The organism is Sedimentibacter hydroxybenzoicus DSM 7310, from assembly GCF_013403245.1.
In the GTDB taxonomy this organism is placed as follows: Bacteria; Bacillota; Clostridia; order Tissierellales; family Sedimentibacteraceae; genus Sedimentibacter; species Sedimentibacter hydroxybenzoicus.
On record NZ_JACBNQ010000011.1, the window covers coordinates 77,449 to 95,463 of the forward strand.

Here is an 18,015-nt window from a genome sequence, read left to right on the forward strand (position 1 = left end):
GTTATCACTCCTTATTTAATTTATTGACTAATGAAATAATTTCATCTATTTTTTCTTCCTCATTACCTTCTCTGAATGCTTGTTTAACACACATATGCATATGAGCCTTGAGTATTTCATTGTTAGCTTTTTTTAAAATTGATTGTACCGCCAATATTTGATTGGAAATATCCATACAATATCTGTTTTCTTCAACCATTTTTGAAATTCCTTCAATTTGACCGGATGCTGTCTTTAATAATCTGTTTATTTGATCTTTATCAGCCTTCATATAATCCTCCATTCCCACCCCCGGGGTGGGGGTATATTTACATGTTATACTACATTTATAATATTGTCAATATCTTTAATAAATATTTTTCTATTGACCCTACCGGTTGCATGTTTTTCTATAAATGCTATAATTAGTATTATTAATTAATGTAAAAATTATAATAAAGGTGGGAGTTTAATGGATAAAAAACATGTGGAACAATTAGGAAAGGTTATGCCCCTTTTGGGTTACGGCTGTATGCGCTTTCCTGTAAAGGATGATAAAATCGATTTTGAGAAAGCAAAAGAATTAATACATCACGCCTATAATTCAGGTATCAATTATTTTGATACGGCTTACAATTACCATGGCGGTGAATCGGAAAGATTTTTGGGCAAGGTGCTTCCTGAATTCAAAAGAGATAGCTATTACCTCACAAGCAAGCTTCCCGTATGGAAAGTAGAAAGTGAGGAAGATGCGGAAAAGCTGTTTAACGAGCAGTTGCAGAAATGCAATACAGAATATTTTGATTTTTATTTGCTTCATTCATTGAACAAGAAGACAATTGAAACAGTAAAGAAATTTAATTTGTACGATTTTATTGCAAAGAAAAAAGCTGAAGGAAAAATAAAGCATATCGGCTTTTCATTCCATGACAGCAATGAAGTTTTAAAGGAATTTGCAGCTGCTTACAAGTGGGATTTTGTTCAGCTTCAAATAAATTATTGGGATTGGGAAGAAGATGAAGCTAAATCTCAATATGAAACACTGGAAAAATTAAATATCCCCTGCTTCGTTATGGAACCTGTAAGAGGCGGTTTCTTAGCATCCTTCGCTCCTCATGTCATGGAGCATCTTAAGAATTATAATCCTGATGCAAGCATTGCATCCTGGGCGCTGAGATGGGTTGCTTCATTGCCGAATGTAGCGCTTATTTTAAGCGGAATGTCAAACATGGAGCAATTAAATGATAACATAAAAACATTCACCAATCTGAAGCCGATTGAAGATGATGAACAAAAGGTAATAGATAAAGTCGTAGATGATTTAAGGAAAATCAAACCGGTTCCATGCACCGGCTGCCGCTACTGTATGGAATGCCCATACGGTGTTGATATACCCGGTATATTTGATATTTATAACGATTATAAAAAATCAGAAAACAAGCAAATAGCAACCAGAAGCTATTTTGTTTTTACAAGTGATGAGAAAAGAGCGGATAAATGTCAGGAGTGCGGTGAGTGTGTAACTAAATGCCCGCAGCAAATAAACATACCTGAAGAGTTGAAAGTTATACACAAGGAAATGACTGAAATTAAGGCAGAGTAATGGAACAGCATTTTGGGGACGGACCTTTTCGTGGCCGCTGGCGGCCACGAAAAGGTCCGTCCCCAAAATGCCTAGGCTTTATCCGTTCAATAACAACTCGTCTATAGGTCTGCCCGGCGGAACAATGGGATAGACACTGCAGTTGGAATCTATTTTACATTCAATGAACACTGGTTCATTTACATTACTTACTTCATTCAGTATTTCTGTCAACTCATCCATCGATTCAGCCTTGTATGATATTATACCATACGCTCTTGTCAGCATTAAATAATCCACATCTTCATAATTGTCTGTTTCGGAATACCTTGCATTACTGAACATCCTCTGCCACTGCCTTACCATTCCCAAGGAATTGTTATTAAGCATTAAAATTTTAACAGGAAGCTTGTATCTTGATATGGTGACTAATTCCTGATTGTTCATTCTGAAGCTTCCGTCTCCCGTTACCAAAATTACTTTTTTGTTTGGATTTCCAACCTGAGCGCCTATAGCAGCCCCCATGCCGAAGCCCATTGTACCGAGACCTCCGGAAGTTATAAATTCATTTGATTTATTAAAATTCCAAAACTGTCCCGTCCACATCTGATGCTGACCCACATCTGTGGCAACCACAGTATCGTCATTAAAATATTTGTTAACTTCTTTCAGAATATTTTCGGGTACAAATTCACCCTCAATATTGTCCGTATTTCTTTTTGAATGAATTTCATCAAGCCAATTTTTCCTGTCCTTGGGCTCTGAATCCTTTAGCAATGTATTCAATATAGTTTCCATATCTCCGATTAGTGGAAGGCATTCATACGTATTTTTATTGACCTCTGTACTGTCCACATCTATGTGAATTATTTTTGCCCTGGGGGCAAATCTGTCTGGTCTTCCTATTACCCTGTCACTGAACCGGGCACCTATAGCTATAAGCAAATCACAATTTGTGACAGCCATGTTTGTTTCCACAAATCCATGCATTCCTACGAACCCGAGGGATAATTTATTGCTTCTCGGTATAGTTCCGAGTCCCATGAAGCTGTTACAAACGGGAATTTGAGTTTTTTCGGCAAATTGCAGAAGTACATCATCATTCTCAGAAATTCTTACCCCGCCACCGGCATAGATAACCGGCCTTTTTGCTTCATTAATCAGCTTTACTGCAAGATCCAAATCATCCTTTTCGGGCAATTTATTTTCAGTATGCGTATTTTCTAAATCCCCCTCATATTCCCATGTATCCAAAAATACATCCTTCGGCACATCAACAACAACAGGACCCGGTCTTCCTTCAAGAGAAACCTCAATTGCCTCCCTCATAGCATTTTCTAAATCTTCAATTTTTCTCACCATGTAGCTGTGCTTCGTAACAGACAGTGTCATGCCTGTTATATCCACCTCTTGAAATGAGTCCTTCCCAATCAGAACATTTGCAACCTGACCTGTTATAACCAGTAGCGGCACCGAATCCATATAAGCATTTGCAATGCCCGTTATAGTATTTGTAGCACCGGGACCCGAGGTTGCTACGAACACCCCTAATTTCCCTGTACTCCTTGCATATCCATCGGCAGCATGAACACCATTTTGTTCATGCGCCGGTCTGTATACCTTAAAATAATCAAGCTCATCATGTAGAGCATCAAAGAATGGTATAACGGCTCCTCCTGGATATCCAAACAAAGTATCAATTCCTTTTTCTCTAAGAACTCTAAGTATTATTTGTGAGCCTGTTAATTTCATACTTCCTCCTATTCCTGCCCTTGAGCGGCCTTGCCTACCCATGGCATCATCGATCTCAGTTTCTTGCCTGTTTCTATTATCGGATGATCAAGAGCCATGTTTTTCATAGCAAGGAATCTCGGTGTTCCTGCTTTATTTTCTGAAATCCAGTCATAAGCAAATGTTCCGTCCTGTATGTCAGATAAAATCTCTTTCATGGTATTTCTTGTTTCTTTAGTAATGATTTTTGTTCCAGTTATATAATCACCGTATTCTGCAGTTTCACTTATCGAATATCTCATATTTTCGAATCCACCCTCATAGATTAAATCAACAATGAGCTTCATTTCATGTAAGCATTCGAAATATGCTATTTCCGGCTGATATCCGGCTTCGGTCAATGTATCGAAGCCCGCCTTTATCAATTCTGTGATACCGCCGCAAAGCACTGCCTGTTCACCAAATAAATCTGTTTCTGTTTCTTCCTTGAAGGTTGTTTCGATAACACCGGCTCTTGTGCCTCCCAATGCCTTTGCATAAGCTAAAGTAAGCTCCTTGCACTTTCCTGTATAGTCCTGATGAACTGCAAATACATCAGGTACTCCCTTACCTTCAACGTACTGTCTTCTAACCAGGTGACCCGGTCCCTTTGGAGCTACCATGAATACATCTATATTTTTAGGCGGTACTATCTGATGATAGTGGATGTTAAATCCGTGCGCAAACGCAAGTGCATTTCCTTCTTCCAGGTTCGGAGCTACATCTTCATCGTAGATTTTCTTCTGAACTGTATCAGGTGTAAGCATCATTACTACATCCGCTTTTTTTACCGCACCTGCAACCGTATCTACTGCCAAGCCGTGCGACTGTGCTTTCTGTCTTGATTTGCTTCCTTCATGCAATCCAACTACAACATTAACTCCGCTTTCCTTAAGATTTAATGAATGTGCGTGTCCCTGACTGCCATAGCCTATTACCGCAACAGTTTTCCCTTCTAAGTATTTTAAATCTGCATCATTGTCATAGTACATTTTCCCCATTTTATTTTCCTCCAAATAAATTTATTTTTATTTTTGTTGCTTTTGATAAATTTTGTTACTCTGCCGCTTCTGATACATCATAAACATCTACGAGCTTACGCATTTGCAGCATTGCTCTTTCAAAGCTTTCCTGCTTTTTATCCACTAAGGTAATTTTAAATTCAGAATCCTTTCCTTCTGTTCGGATCATGCTGAAGCCTTGCACATCAAACTGTTTTCTCCTTAAGGTTGTCAATACTCTCAATGCTGAATCAATTCCTTTGTTCATTTTAAAGCTTATTGTTCTGTTCATAATACCTCCTGATTTTAATTTGTTTCAACTTGAGAGTATAGAATAAGGTTGGAGTATCACAGTGAAAATAAAAAAACCTCTCATCTCTATATACATACAGATATATGTATATAGGGACGAAAGGTCTTTCGTGGTACCACCCTATTTTACGATAAAAAAATATCGCCTCTTTCAAGTCGAAAAAACTATTTGTTTTTTGAACTCTATTCTTATAACGCAGAAACACGTCCTTACCTACTGAAATTCGGCTTGGAAGCTCAGGAGTGATCATTATATCCCATAACACCGGTTCGCACCAACCACCGGCTCTCTTTGTTATTTTCGGATATTTTTGTCTCCGTCAAAGCTTTTATATTTAAATAACATTATAAGCACACACCAACAACCTTGTCAACACCTTTTTTAAATTATTTTTTAAATTATTTTTTCATAAATATGCAGGCTGCTGAAAAAGTTCATTCAGCAGCCTACCTTTTAGTTGTAGCTGACTATTTCTACACCATGTTTCTCAATTAATTTTTTTAACTCCTTCAGTCTATCGACAGAAGGTGCTTTAAAATTCCTTGAAGGCTTTTCAATCCCTAAAGCTTCGTATTTTTCATCTCCGAAGCTGTGGTAGGGTAGAAGCTCAATTTTGGGATTGTCGATATTTTCCTTTACAAATTCAGCCGTTTCAGCCATATTATGATCATCTACATTTGCTCCTTCTATGACAGGTATTCTGACAACTATAGGAATATTTAAGCCCTTCATTTTTTTTATATTGCTTAATATAATTCTATTGCTTTTTCCTGTGAAAAAAATGTGCTTATTTTCATCCATGTGTTTAATATCAACAAAAATTAAATCCATTTTTTCTAAAATGTCCTTAATTTCTTCAAAGTTAAAATATCCGGAAGTTTCTATGGCTAAGTTAATTGCTCTGTCGTAAAGAATATTTGTCAATTCTCTTAAAATATCCGGATTAAGCGTTGCCTCTCCGCCTGAAAAGGTAACGCCTCCTCCCGAACTCCTGTAAAATATCTCCTGCCGTTCTATTATTTTTAAAATCTGTTCAACCGAATACTCTTTTACCAAACAATTATTATAGCTTTGGCTTTCAGGATTAGCACACCATTTGCATTTCAACGGACATCCCGCAAAAAATATTATAGTTCTGATACCATCACCATCATTAACCGAAAAATTCTGAGGTGACATAAAAAAGCCGGTATTACATGCTTTCATGTGCTGTCCTTGCTATGATAGCATCCTGCATACTTCTTGACAGATTAACAAATTGAGTGCTGTATCCTGCAACTCTCACCAACAAATCCTTGTAGTTTTCAGGATTTTCCTGTGCCTTTCTCAATGTTTCGGTTGATATGGTATTAAACTGTACGTGAAATGCTCCCAAGCTGAAAAACGCTTGAATTATGTTTCCAAGATTTCGTTGACCTCTCTTTGTCTTAACTAATTCCTCGTTTAATCTCAGGTTTAATAATGTTCCTCCGGAATGAACATCCTGATTTAATTTTGCTGCCGAACGCAAGGCAGCCAACGGAGTTGATGTATCAGATCCGGCAAATGGTGATACGCCTTCTGATAAGGGCTCTCCTGCCCTCCTGCCGCACGGTGTTGCTCCGACAACCTTACCTGTTGGAAGGTAGTTTGATATTCCCATGAAAGCGGTGTTGAAATTGTTTCCGTTTATATCCTTATATTTATGACCCTCATTGTAATAATAATTAGCCATTTTAATTGCAATATCGTCAACATAGTCATCATCATTTCCATACTTAGGCACCTTTAGTGCAATTTGTCTGAGCCCCTCATAGCCTTCCCAATTTGCATCCATTGCTTCTATCAATGTTTCTATTGATACGGCTTTTTCTTCAAATATTAATTTTTTAATTACTGCCAACGAATTTGAAGTTACAGCCAGACCAATCCCCGTTAACACTGGCCCCAAATTGTATTTAGCTCCGGCATCAACCAAATCCACGCCTTCACTCAGACAGTTTTCTATGCATGAAGACAAAAACGGTCTCGGCACCAATTCCTTGTGCAATCTTTGTGCATGCAAGGTCGATATAACAGAATGTCTGATTAAATTATCAAATTGTTTGTAAAAAGCTTCTTCTACTTCTTCATAGCTTTCAAAAGATTTCGGGTCTTTTTCGTCAAGTCCTATTTTTCCCTTAGTAATTCTTGAATAACCCCGATTCAGAGCATATTCCAATGCAGCAGTAAAATTAATGTTAACTGCCGAGGTCCATTCGCCTGTCTTCCTGAAATGAGGTACAACACAGCCGCAATTATTCCAATCCCTTGCATCCTCCGGCTTATATCCGGCATTTATCAGCATCTGATAACCTGCCTGATCGCTGTGGATTGCCGGGAATCCTGTTCCTTTACTTACTAAATTAGTAACTGCATCCAAAAAATCACCCGGACAATCCTGATGAATCCTTACGCTTAATCCCGGTTGATGTGTTTTAACCTTTTCAGTTGCTTTTAATGCCATGTAGGATAATTCATTGGTTGCATCCTTGCCGTCTCTCGTCTTGCCTCCCACCGTAAGGTTCTGGAATTGGTTATAGCCCGCAAAAAATTCAGCCGTATTGGCCGATATAGTCCAAACCCATTCAGAAAGCTTGAGCCAAAGTGCTTCTATCAATTCTTGCGCCTCATCCTTTGTCATAATTCCCTTTTCAATATCATTTTTATAATAAGGATACATGAACTGATCGAATCTTCCTACGTTTAGTGCCAGAGGATTTTCTGACAAAATACCTCCCACCTGAGTAAACCATACTAATTGCATTGCTTCATAAAAGGTCACCGGCGGATTTTCAGGAATCCTGCTGCAAATTTCAGCTATTTTCAACAATTCATTTTTTCTTATTTCATCCTGCTCATTCTGAGCCATTTCCCTGGCTTTTTCCGAATATCTGTGAGCCAGTATTATAATTCCCTCTGATGTCAATATAACCGACTCGTAAAATTCTTTTTTCTTGATATTTTCCGCCGTTATATCATTTAGATTTCGCATATGCTCCTGTGCTTCCCTTATAATTCCCCCGAAGCCTTTCTTGAATAACACGTCCTGATAATCAGGTGTTATTTCCCCAACTGCCTGTCTCCACTTAGAATCATTATCCACTATCCCTGTATCAACGGCAACCCTGGCGGTCTCTTCGGGAAGCTGTGCCAAAAACATTTCCTCCAATGACTTGCCCTTCCAATAAGGGAATATATTTTCTCTGACAAATTTTCTCTGTTCATCAGTCATTATATAGGGGTCCTGTACTCTTTTATCAAAGTTATCCATTTCTCTGTCAACCCAGGTCCACGAAAATTCAGGCGTTAAAATACCGCACTTTCTAAACTCGCCTGTTGCTCCGACGATTAATTCTCCATCAAATATTTGAACCTTCAACTGCTCACAGGTATCCTTAAATGCCTTTGCTCTTCGGATAGGAATGGCTTCTCCTTCGGTTTTTTTGTGTGACTCAGTCCAGATTCTTGCTCTTTCATATGAAATAGCAGGTTTTGAATTAATATAATTCTGTCTTATTTTTTCGATTCTATCAGTTACCATAATTGCCTCCTGTATGTTATAAATTGTATGTGTGCGTTATAACGCACTAAAATTCTAAAAAAATATACTAAATTTATCTTTCTTAGGTTGCTTAAAATGTTTGTCCTGCAACCTATATCTAATATCTTACTACGTTTTGAAATATAGCCTCCTCATCATAAGGATTGCTATAGGAATGAATTTCATCCGCTTTGAAAAATATTGCCGAAGGTGCCTTTAATACATATTTTTTTTTCTTAATTATCATCTCAAGAGTCCCTTTGGTTACTACAACATATTCCTCGGTTGAAGCTTTATGAGGAGATGATGTATGGTTTGCTCCCGGCAGCATTTTTATATAAAAATATTCAAAGCCGGCTAAAGGGTTGAAAGGAAATACATTGTACAATATCATTTTTCCTTCCGATTCATAAACAGGGTCAACATTATCAATAAACAAAGCACTGTCTTCATCGGATTTATCATCTAATAATTCTGAAAATGGAATTTTAAGACCTGTTGCTATTTTCCAGAGAGTTGAAACCGTAGGGGTTGATTCGGTTCTTTCAATCTGCCCGAGCATTGCCTTGCTCACACCGGTCAAATTAGAAGCCGCCTCTAACGTCAAGCCCTTTTCAGTCCTTGTTTTCTTTAAAGTACTTCCTATATTTATTAATAAGTTATCCATAGCAGCCTCTGTATGCTTAATATTTACTACAATAAAATCTTTTCGTGATGAATTTCTTTACATTATTATAGCCTATATTTTATTTTTCCGCAACAACAAATCTGATAAATTATACAAATCGCTAGAAATGTACGTTATAGTGTTTTTGTACCCTTAATAAATTTGAGACCATTCCTTTTACCTGCAAAGATTGTCTTTTACTAAAGGTGTGTCCTCTTTCCTCTTAATCGACATAGAATGCATTCCACAGCATATTATTTATATGTGAATAGATTTTTCGAGGTGAAGCATGAAAAGAGACAGTATAATTATTGGTACATTAATATTGACTGTTGCTACAACCATTGTAAGAATAGTAGGAATGGGTTTTCGCATCTATCTTGCAAATATACTTGGTGCTGAAGGAATTGGTTTGTACCAGCTGATACTTACCATATATATGCTGATGGTTACCTTAGCAACATCTGGTATAAGAGTAGCTGTTTCAAGATTAGTATCGGAAGAGCTTACTTTGAAGCATTACGCCAATGCAAAGAAAGTTCTTAGACAGTCAATAGGCCTTTCCTTGTTTACAGGACTTTTGTCTGCATTTTTACTTTATTATTTTGCCGATTATATATCTGTCAATATATTGAAAGACAGCAGGACGGTTATGCCTATGCTTTACTTGGTTCCGAGCCTGCCTTTAATAGCAGTTTCAAACTGTTATAAGGGATATTTCTATGCCGTTGGGAAAATAACCAAGCCGGCCATAGTGCAGGTAACAGAGCAATTGGTACGGATTTTTGTTATTTTTTCAATTATGAATGCCTACCTTCCAAAGGGTATCGAATATGGTTGTATTGCAATTGCCATAGGTATGACCGCAGAAGAGTTGTTTTCATTATTTTTGACATGGATCTTTTACATATTTGAAAAAAAGCCGTTTTCAATTAAAACAAATCAAAAATCTGATATTATGATATTTAAAATCCTTGGTATTGCATTGCCTCTGTCAGCAACATCATACCTGAATGCAATTCTTAGAACTGTTGAAAATGCAATGATTCCTGCTCGTTTATTGATATACGGTCTTTCGGCTGAAGCAGCCATGAGCTTGTATGGTATGATTAAAGGAATGGTCTTGCCCATATTGTTTTTTCCATCATCGTTTCTTACTTCACTTTCTTCCATACTCATACCTTCCGTAGCAGGAGACAATGCTTTATCCAATGAAAAAAAGGTATCAAATACCTTATCAAAGGTCTTGCATTTTACATCTATTTCAGGAATTTTAGTTGTTGCTGTGTTCGTTGCATTTCCAAATGAAGTTGCCATTGCCGTATACAACGATTCACAAGTCGGATTAATGATTAAAATAATATCCTACGTCTGCCCCTTTATGTATTTAAACATGGTTATTTCCTCTATGCTGCATGCTTTAGGAGAACAAATGAGTTCTTTTAAGGTTAATATTATTGAGTCAATACTAAAAATTTCAATAATTTATTTTTTCGTTCCTATTTATGGATTTAATGCATATTTGTTTGCATTGTTTTTAACCACCATACTCAATACAATTTTATACTTAACAAGATTGCTTCAAGTATCATGCATCGTTTTTGAAGTTGGCAATTGGATATTTAAACCGATTATCTCAGCCGCAGCCGCAGGATTTTTATCTAAAGCAATATATAACATGTTTATGTTAAATTCTTCAAACAACATAATCTCATTGATTTCTTCCATAATAATATTGTGTCTTTTGTATTTGATGGGCTTAATTTATACTAAAAGTATTCATTTATCCTCAATTAATGAACTAAGCAGACGACTCAAATTTTAATTTGATGTCGGTCGCTTATCCTGAGCAGAAGCAAAATATACTATATTATTGGATGTATTACAACAAATTGGCACAATATCCTTAGGATATTTCTCCTATAATTTCAAAAAATACTTTGTATAACCCAGATAGAAAATTTAGGAGAGATAATATGCAATATGACTTAATTAATGTGACAGTATTCTTTTTTATATATGGTTTTTTAGGATTTTTGTTGGAAACCGTCTTTAGAAGCATAATTAATAAAAGTTTGTATATAAGCAGGGGCTTCCTGACAAATTATTTCTTGCCGCTGTATGGATTATGCGGAGTAATTATAATTATTATTTTTACACTGAGTGAAATCACCATGGATCGTCTTCCGGGTTTAATATTTGCAACCATTGCAAGCATATTCTCCGTAACATTTTTGGAATATGCCACAGGCAGGATTTTAGATCAGATTTTTCATTGCAAATTATGGGATTACAGCGATTTACCCTATAATCTTCATTCTTATATATGCTTGGATTTTTCACTCGGCTGGGGGATAGTGGCATTAATTCTTGCCAACGTAATACATCCTCTGATTGAAATAGTAGTGTACGCAATACCTGATGTGACAAAACTAATTTTTTCATATTTAATCTTTTCTGTATTGTTTGTTAATGCATCATATAATATGAGAAGAATGTATCATTTGTCGTCCCGGGTATAACAAATAAAGGTTGCTGAAAAAGCTTGTTCTTTTTCAGCAACCTGTTTTTACTTTCACTTCCAGCATAAGCGACTGCTTATCTTATCAATCTTAATGCACTTATTATCGCCGGAACTATTTGTTTTTTCCTTGAAACGCATTTATCCACATACATTCCTTGAAATACATTTTCTTCTTCAAATATTCCTTTGACTAATCTATCCCTGTTAGAGGTATAAAAAATATAGGAGCCTTCATTTACAATATCCGTAACTGCCATAATAATAAGGAAATAATCCTTATCATACGTTATATTGTCTATCAATCTTATATAATCGTCCTTGCTGTTCATTATTTGATTGATATCCAGCGTAAAAACCTGAGATATTCCTACATTTTTATAAATCAGATTAAACTTCTTGAAATCCTGGAGCAAAATTTCCTCCATTGTTTTTCCTTCAAGAGAGGTTCCTGCCTTGAACATTTCCATTGCATACTTATATAAATCCAAATCAACTATTTTTGACAGCTCTTCAACTGCTGACCTATCCCTTTCAGTTGTTGTCGGAGACTTAAACAGCAATGTATCTGAAATAATTCCTGACAGCATAAGCCCTGCAGCTTCTTTAGAAATTTCGATATTATGCTCCTTGTACATATAGTAAATTATTGTATTAGAACTTCCTACCGGCATATTCCTGAAAATAATAGGAATAGACGTTCTTATATCGCCGATTTTATGATGATCTATCACTTCAAGTATTTCAGCTTCTTCTAAACCCTCCGCACTTTGATTCATTTCATTGTGGTCAACCAGTATGACCTTTTTTCTCTGAGGATTAATTAAATGATTTCTGCTGAGCATTCCCAGATACCTATTATCCTTTGATATAATCGGAAACTTGGAATGCTTTGATTGCTCGATATCCTCTTTGCAATCATTCAAGTAATCATCCTCAACAAACATTATAATATCCTTATCCTTCATGATGTCCTTAACATATTTAGACAAGGAAATATTTTTTGCGGTATAGTAAGTCTGATATGATGTTCCGATAATATTTACTTTATTTTCAACTGCTGAGCTTAAAAGCTCTTCCGGAACCTCCATATCTCCCGTTACGATAATCAGCTTAACTCCCATTTCAATTGCATACTTAATAATATCGTATCGGTCACCTACGATTACTATTGAATTTTTGTTGATAAAGGACGTTTTCCTTAAGGTCTTTTCCTCAAATGAAGCAACGATTATTTCTCCGTCAATAATGTCATTAAACCTCAACAAGCTTTTTCCCAATAGTGTTTCTATGATATTGTCATAGGAAGTGCATATATGCTGCTGATCTGTATTAATTAAACTCATTGCAATATCCTTCATTGTTATGATTCCTGAAAGTACCCCGTCATCATTTACTATGGGAAGAGTTCTCAGCTTGTTTTCATTCATATGAAAGTATGCAAAATGAACGGAGCTGTCCTTACTAAAGGGCTTTACTCTATCATAATCCAAATCCTTAAGTTGTATTTTTACATTATCTAATATTTGTGGGGTAGCTACGTTAAAATAGTTAAGCACAAACTCAGTTTCTTTATTTATATTGCCAAGTATATACGGCACTGACGGTTCATCAAGTTGATTTTTCAGCCATGACAATACAATTGCCGAGCAGACACTGTCTGTATCGGGGGTTTTGTGGCCGAATATTAAATTATGCTTCATATAATTCCTCACATTTAATTTTTGTATCGTAAATCATCGCCATAAAATTTAAGCGGTACAAAATTATTAAAAATCCTTGATGTAATTCTGTCCGAATAAGTATCTCTTAACTGCTCTAAAGACAAATTTGTTGAAATAATAATTCTTTTGTTATTAATCAACCTTTCGTTAATTATGTTAAACAGCTCCGCGTTTGTAAATGAATTGCTCACTTCGGTACCAAGGTCATCAATTATAAGCAGCTCGCATTCAAAAATCATATTGTAATTAATTAAATTTTCTTCGCTCTCATTTTGCTTGTTAAACTTATGATTCTCCACTATTTCAAACAAAGAGAAAGATGTTTGATAAAGAACAGAAATTTCACGGTTTATAAGCGCCTTGGCTATACAGTTGCACATAAATGTTTTTCCTAAACCGGTGCTGCCGTACAGCAAAAGATTCATATTTGAATCATAGAAGTTAGAACAAAAATCTTCGCTTATCTCCAATATATAATACATATTTTGTCTCGGAGTAAGCTTTTCATTTTTATATGTCTCGTTACTGAAAACATTAATATCAAAGGCATCAAAATTTTCCTTGCCAAGCATACACTCCATGTTAGACATAGAATATAGGCTGTTTATAATCTGTTTGTTTAAACAGCTGCATTTTTTACCGTCATCATAATAACCTGTATCATTGCATTTTTTACATTCATATTCAATATCTAAATAATCTTCATGTAAGTTATACTTTGTGTAAATATCAGCTTTATATTTTTTTAATCCGTCTATTTCTTCTTTTAATTTTAATACTTCTTCATTTAAATTGTCCGGCCTGGATAAAAATAATTTAGACAATCTTATACTTAAAAGCTTAATTGCATCATCTGCATCTTTCAGCTCCGGTATACTTTCATAAAGCTTTTCTTTTTTAATATCTGCATTACGGGCGGCTCTAAGACGTTTTTTATTGTACTCGGTCATTATGTTTTCAAGGATTTGTTTATTCATTACCTTCATCTCCCTCCTCAGGCATGTTTAATCCTAACTTACTCAGCTTCTTTTCAAATCTTTTTCTCGCAATCTTCTCCAGATCGTCACCGGTATAGTCATCACTTTGAATAAAATTATGAAATTTATTTTTTGTTTTAGCTGTTTCTTTTATCGATGTCTTTATCTTGGGTTCGGGTTTTTTGTCATTTTTTAAATCCTCTATGGTCTTAAAGCCGTTTTTATACCATTCACTCAATATTTTATCAAAATAATTTAAATTCGGATTATTAATTTTAGTTGAATTATCCAGACATTTTAAAATCATTTCCATTGAAAATGACCATTCATCAACCCATCTGTCAATTAATTTCATTTCGGCTTCAGTCAGTGTTCTGTTAAATCCCAAAGCTCTGCTTATACGAGAATAAATTGAGAACCTGTCATTTCTCTTTTCAAGATATTCAACCATTGTATCAATGTCATTGACTCCTTCGTCATGCCAGGCAGATACTATTGATTCAATATAGCTGAACCTTTTTACCTTCTTGTTATTTATTGAATAGCTGAAGGCCTGAGCCATTATTTCAGGTTTCATCTTATAGTCGTTAAGCCACTTTACGATTTTTTGTTTTTCTGGAATCTTTAACGGTCTGCCAAACATATCCTCTATTTCTTCCATCATCTTTTTATTTTCGGAACCTTTGGCTGTAGAAATAAGATCATCATTCATATTTCCCTTACCATTATCCATGTCTTTTATAAATTTATATACTTTGTCGATGTAAAGCTGCTTAAGGTTGATAAACTCAATACAATAATTATATTCATCATCCGTTTGATGCTTTATGATAATTCCTTCTTCTTCCCAATAATCCCATGCTCTCAATACATCAGACAGCGGAAGTTTTAAATTCTTGGAAATTGTTTCATTGTTAAAATTATATTGCTTGTCCTTGGCATATTTGTATCCCATGATGTACACCTTTACGTATGTCCCATCAGCTACAGGCATATAATCGTTAATAAATATATTCTCTATAGGGGTATCACCCAAATCTATCTGCATCTCCTGAAGAATAAAGTACATAAAAAACTCCTTTTTGGTAACAATATTTTACAGGAAATTGTAATATAATTGTAACAATATTGTTATGAATTTGTGAAAACATTTTTCTATTTAAACAATTGACAACATATCATATTTAATATTATAATGTTGTCAGATGATTTAATTAAAAGAACAGTAATAACTATTTAATTATATCATTTTTTGTTTAAAAGCAAAACAACTTTTTATAGTGATATAATTACAACGATAAATAAACAGGAAGTAAACTATGAAAAAAAGAAAGTTACCACCTAAAAAGAAACCCATTATAAAAAAAGAAAACATTGAAATCTTTAAACAACTCCCTGAAAAAAAATATAGACAAGTCTTTGACAAAATAAAAAAGATCCCCTTTTCGGAATACAAGCTTATAATTAAAACGAAAATCGGGCAATTTTTTGGTAAAATTAAGAAAATTCCATTTTCGAAATTTGACCTTATGTTCCAAACAAAAATTGGTCAATTCTTTGATAAAGTTAAAAAAATTCAACTTCCAAAATTTGTTCATATAGATCAAGCAAAGACAGAGCAAGTTTTCAGGAAGGTAAAAAAAATCCAATTTCCAAAATTTAATTTTATAAGAAACTCTAAAATTGAACAAATTTTTAAAAAAGTTCAATTTTCAAAGCCTCTTTCAAAGCAATTAAAAGGCGCTGTTTGTCTCTTAACCGCAACAACATTGATTCTAAGTGGTACGTATACCATGAATTATCTTAACACCCACGAAAATAATGTATTTTCAACAGATAGCTTTACTATCTTAAAAAATGACAAAGAGCTTTGTAAGGTAAGAGATAAAGAATTATTAGATATAACCCTTGCAAAATTAGAAAAGGATTTAGAAAAAATTCATAATCATGAATTAGCGATAGAAAGCAAATTTGAAATAGTGGAATCAACGGCCAAGGATAAAGAAATAATTACACAGGACGGCCTTTACAATATTTTAAAAGATAATATAAGCTATTCAATATTAGCATATTCAATAAATGTTGACAGTCAACAAATCGGTGTAGTTAATTCAGAATATGATGCAATCAGCATAATAGAAGAAGTAAAGAATTATTTTTCACAATATTACGACAAAGAAACAATAATTGAAGTAAACACTGTTGAAAATATAGAAATAAAACAAATAAAAGCATCAAACAATGAAATTAAAGATAAAGAAGACTTAGTCAACTACATAATTAAAGGAACAGAAGAAGAGAAAAAATACATAGTAGAAAAAGGTGACAACTACTGGAATATCGCAGAATATTTCAATATGTCACTAGATGATTTGATACAGGCAAACCCTACTTCAGACCCTGAAAGAATTCAAATCGGAGATGAGTTGAATTTAGTAGTACCTAAACCATTCATCAACGTACAGGTTAAGAGACATATTGCACAGGAAGAAAGCACTCCATACGATACCAAATACAATAAAGTATCATATATGTTCAGTGACGAAGAAATTATTGAAACAAAAGGTAAGTATGGACTGTCAAAAATAGAATCAATCGTTACAGAACAAAACGGTATTCAAATAGCAAAAGAAATATTATCCGAAGAAGTTATAGAATTACCTACAACAGAAGTTGTCACTACAGGTACTCAGGATCCACCACCGAAAAAAGGAACAGGTTATTTTATTAATCCTCTTCCGGGCTCAGTTATATCATCAAGGTTCGGTTCAAGATCAGGTGGTTTCCATTTAGGTCAGGACATGGCAAAAGCATCAGGCTCTTCTATAAAAGCAGCTGATGGCGGTACCGTAACGTATTCCGGTTGGAGCGGAAGCTATGGTTATATGGTAGATATAGACCACGGTGGCGGCTTTACGACAAGATATGCACACTGTAGCGAAATTTACGTATCAGTGGGTGAAAAAGTATATCAAGGCAAAGTAATAGCAGCTGTTGGCTCCACAGGAGTTTCGTCAGGACCTCATTTACATTTTGAAGTAAGAAAATACGGGTCGGTAGTAAACCCTGCAGCATATATAGGTATTCAATACAGATAAATTTAACATTGTCAAATCGCCGCTTGCATAAGCGGCTTTTTATTTCATCCTGAGCGTAAGCGAAGCATCTCATCATTTAAATACTGAGATTCCTCACTAACGTTCGGAATGACAGCATCGGACAATTTATGTTTATTCATAACAATGACAGAGCGGAATAATCATCAAAAATTTACAAATACTTATATAAATTTACTCTTGCTTTTTTTGTTGATTAATTATATTATAGAAAAGTATTATGGTTTTTTCAAAAGCTTTAATACAAATCCAAAATCATAGGATGGTACGATGATATATTTTGATTACAGATTTATGGAAGTTGCAAGACCAATCATAGAACATGAACAATATCAACAGATGAAATACATCAAACATCATGATGAAAGTGTTTTTGATCACTCTGTAAAAGTAGCATTTCAGGCATACCAAATGGCTTATAAACGAAATTTAGACTGGGAATCAACAATCAGAGGGGCTTTGCTTCATGACTTCTTTCTATATAAATTTAAAAAATGCTTAAGTCCGAGGTTAATAACGGATTCTATAAAGCATGCAATATCCCATCCGATTATTGCTTTTGATAATGCAATCAAATATTTTGATTTGAACGATAAAGAAGAAAATATTATAAAAGGTCACATGTTTCCTTTTGGCGTCCCAAAATCAAAGGAAGCATGGATTGTAAGCTTTGTAGACAAGTATATTGCAGTATTTGAATACGCTTCAAACTTTAAAAAAATGACTCAGAGAAGAAAACAAGCAGCATATAACTACAATGTAGACTAAAGATGTGAAAAACATCTTTTTTTATTATACTTTGT

15 protein-coding genes and 1 other annotated feature are annotated in these 18,015 nt (G+C 34.8%); of the genes, 5 read left to right on the forward strand and 10 right to left on the reverse strand.

Annotated features, from left to right (window positions below):
- Positions 1–4: 4 nt before the first annotated feature.
- Positions 5–271 (reverse strand): metal-sensing transcriptional repressor, encoded by a 267-nt coding sequence (locus HZF24_RS10805; protein WP_179238327.1) that lies wholly within the window; start codon positions 269–271, stop codon positions 5–7.
- 180 nt (positions 272–451) lie between these two features.
- Here HZF24_RS10805 and HZF24_RS10810 point away from each other — a divergent pair, with 180 nt between their 5' ends.
- Complete coding sequence (locus tag HZF24_RS10810; RefSeq protein WP_179238328.1) at positions 452–1,582, forward strand: aldo/keto reductase; 1,131 nt, start codon at positions 452–454, stop codon at positions 1,580–1,582.
- Between the two features lie 78 nt (positions 1,583–1,660).
- Here HZF24_RS10810 and ilvB read toward each other — a convergent pair whose 3' ends face one another.
- The 6 genes from ilvB to HZF24_RS10840 form a co-directional block, all read right to left on the reverse strand.
- Positions 1,661–3,313 (reverse strand): biosynthetic-type acetolactate synthase large subunit, encoded by a 1,653-nt coding sequence (gene ilvB / locus HZF24_RS10815; RefSeq protein ID WP_179238329.1) that lies wholly within the window; start codon positions 3,311–3,313, stop codon positions 1,661–1,663.
- An 8-nt stretch (positions 3,314–3,321) separates the two neighbouring features.
- On the reverse strand, positions 3,322–4,332 hold the full coding sequence (gene ilvC, locus HZF24_RS10820; RefSeq protein WP_179238330.1) for a ketol-acid reductoisomerase: 1,011 nt from the start codon (positions 4,330–4,332) through the stop codon (positions 3,322–3,324).
- Between the two features lie 55 nt (positions 4,333–4,387).
- Entirely contained in the window at positions 4,388–4,624 is a 237-nt protein-coding gene (locus HZF24_RS10825) for an ACT domain-containing protein (RefSeq protein WP_179238331.1), read from the reverse strand.
- A gap of 109 nt (positions 4,625–4,733) precedes the next feature.
- Positions 4,734–4,977, reverse strand: a binding site (T-box leader).
- 121 nt (positions 4,978–5,098) lie between these two features.
- Positions 5,099–5,851: a glycyl-radical enzyme activating protein gene (locus HZF24_RS10830; protein ID WP_179238332.1), complete on the reverse strand. Its 753-nt coding sequence runs from the start codon at positions 5,849–5,851 to the stop codon at positions 5,099–5,101.
- Positions 5,838–8,207, reverse strand: a complete 2,370-nt coding sequence (locus tag HZF24_RS10835) for a glycyl radical protein (protein WP_179238333.1) — start codon at positions 8,205–8,207, stop codon at positions 5,838–5,840. The genes HZF24_RS10830 and HZF24_RS10835 overlap by 14 nt, the downstream gene beginning before the upstream one ends.
- Before the next feature lie 118 nt (positions 8,208–8,325).
- Positions 8,326–8,874 (reverse strand): helix-turn-helix domain-containing protein, encoded by a 549-nt coding sequence (locus HZF24_RS10840; protein ID WP_179238334.1) that lies wholly within the window; start codon positions 8,872–8,874, stop codon positions 8,326–8,328.
- A gap of 289 nt (positions 8,875–9,163) precedes the next feature.
- On the opposite strand from HZF24_RS10840, the gene HZF24_RS10845 reads away from it, so the two are divergent.
- Positions 9,164–10,699 (forward strand): putative polysaccharide biosynthesis protein, encoded by a 1,536-nt coding sequence (locus tag HZF24_RS10845; RefSeq protein ID WP_179238335.1) that lies wholly within the window; start codon positions 9,164–9,166, stop codon positions 10,697–10,699.
- A gap of 151 nt (positions 10,700–10,850) precedes the next feature.
- Positions 10,851–11,396 (forward strand): putative ABC transporter permease, encoded by a 546-nt coding sequence (locus tag HZF24_RS10850; RefSeq protein ID WP_179238336.1) that lies wholly within the window; start codon positions 10,851–10,853, stop codon positions 11,394–11,396.
- Positions 11,397–11,472: 76 nt separating this feature from the next.
- Here HZF24_RS10850 and HZF24_RS10855 read toward each other — a convergent pair whose 3' ends face one another.
- The 3 genes from HZF24_RS10855 to HZF24_RS10865 are packed head-to-tail and all read right to left on the reverse strand — an operon-like array spanning position 11,473 to position 15,165.
- The gene (locus HZF24_RS10855) at positions 11,473–13,098 is read right to left on the reverse strand and encodes a putative manganese-dependent inorganic diphosphatase (RefSeq protein ID WP_179238337.1); all 1,626 of its coding nucleotides are present in this window, start codon (positions 13,096–13,098) and stop codon (positions 11,473–11,475) included.
- Positions 13,099–13,112: 14 nt separating this feature from the next.
- On the reverse strand, positions 13,113–14,096 hold the full coding sequence (locus tag HZF24_RS10860; RefSeq protein ID WP_179238338.1) for an ATP-binding protein: 984 nt from the start codon (positions 14,094–14,096) through the stop codon (positions 13,113–13,115).
- Positions 14,089–15,165: a DnaD domain-containing protein gene (locus HZF24_RS10865; protein ID WP_179238339.1), complete on the reverse strand. Its 1,077-nt coding sequence runs from the start codon at positions 15,163–15,165 to the stop codon at positions 14,089–14,091. The genes HZF24_RS10860 and HZF24_RS10865 overlap by 8 nt, the downstream gene beginning before the upstream one ends.
- Positions 15,166–15,415: 250 nt before the next feature.
- Here HZF24_RS10865 and HZF24_RS10870 point away from each other — a divergent pair, with 250 nt between their 5' ends.
- Together HZF24_RS10870 and HZF24_RS10875 are read left to right on the forward strand one after the other, a co-directional pair.
- The gene (locus tag HZF24_RS10870) at positions 15,416–17,194 is read left to right on the forward strand and encodes a LysM peptidoglycan-binding domain-containing M23 family metallopeptidase (RefSeq protein WP_179238340.1); all 1,779 of its coding nucleotides are present in this window, start codon (positions 15,416–15,418) and stop codon (positions 17,192–17,194) included.
- Positions 17,195–17,482: 288 nt separating this feature from the next.
- The gene (locus HZF24_RS10875; RefSeq protein ID WP_179238341.1) at positions 17,483–17,980 is read left to right on the forward strand and encodes an HD domain-containing protein; all 498 of its coding nucleotides are present in this window, start codon (positions 17,483–17,485) and stop codon (positions 17,978–17,980) included.
- Positions 17,981–18,015: the final 35 nt, after the last annotated feature.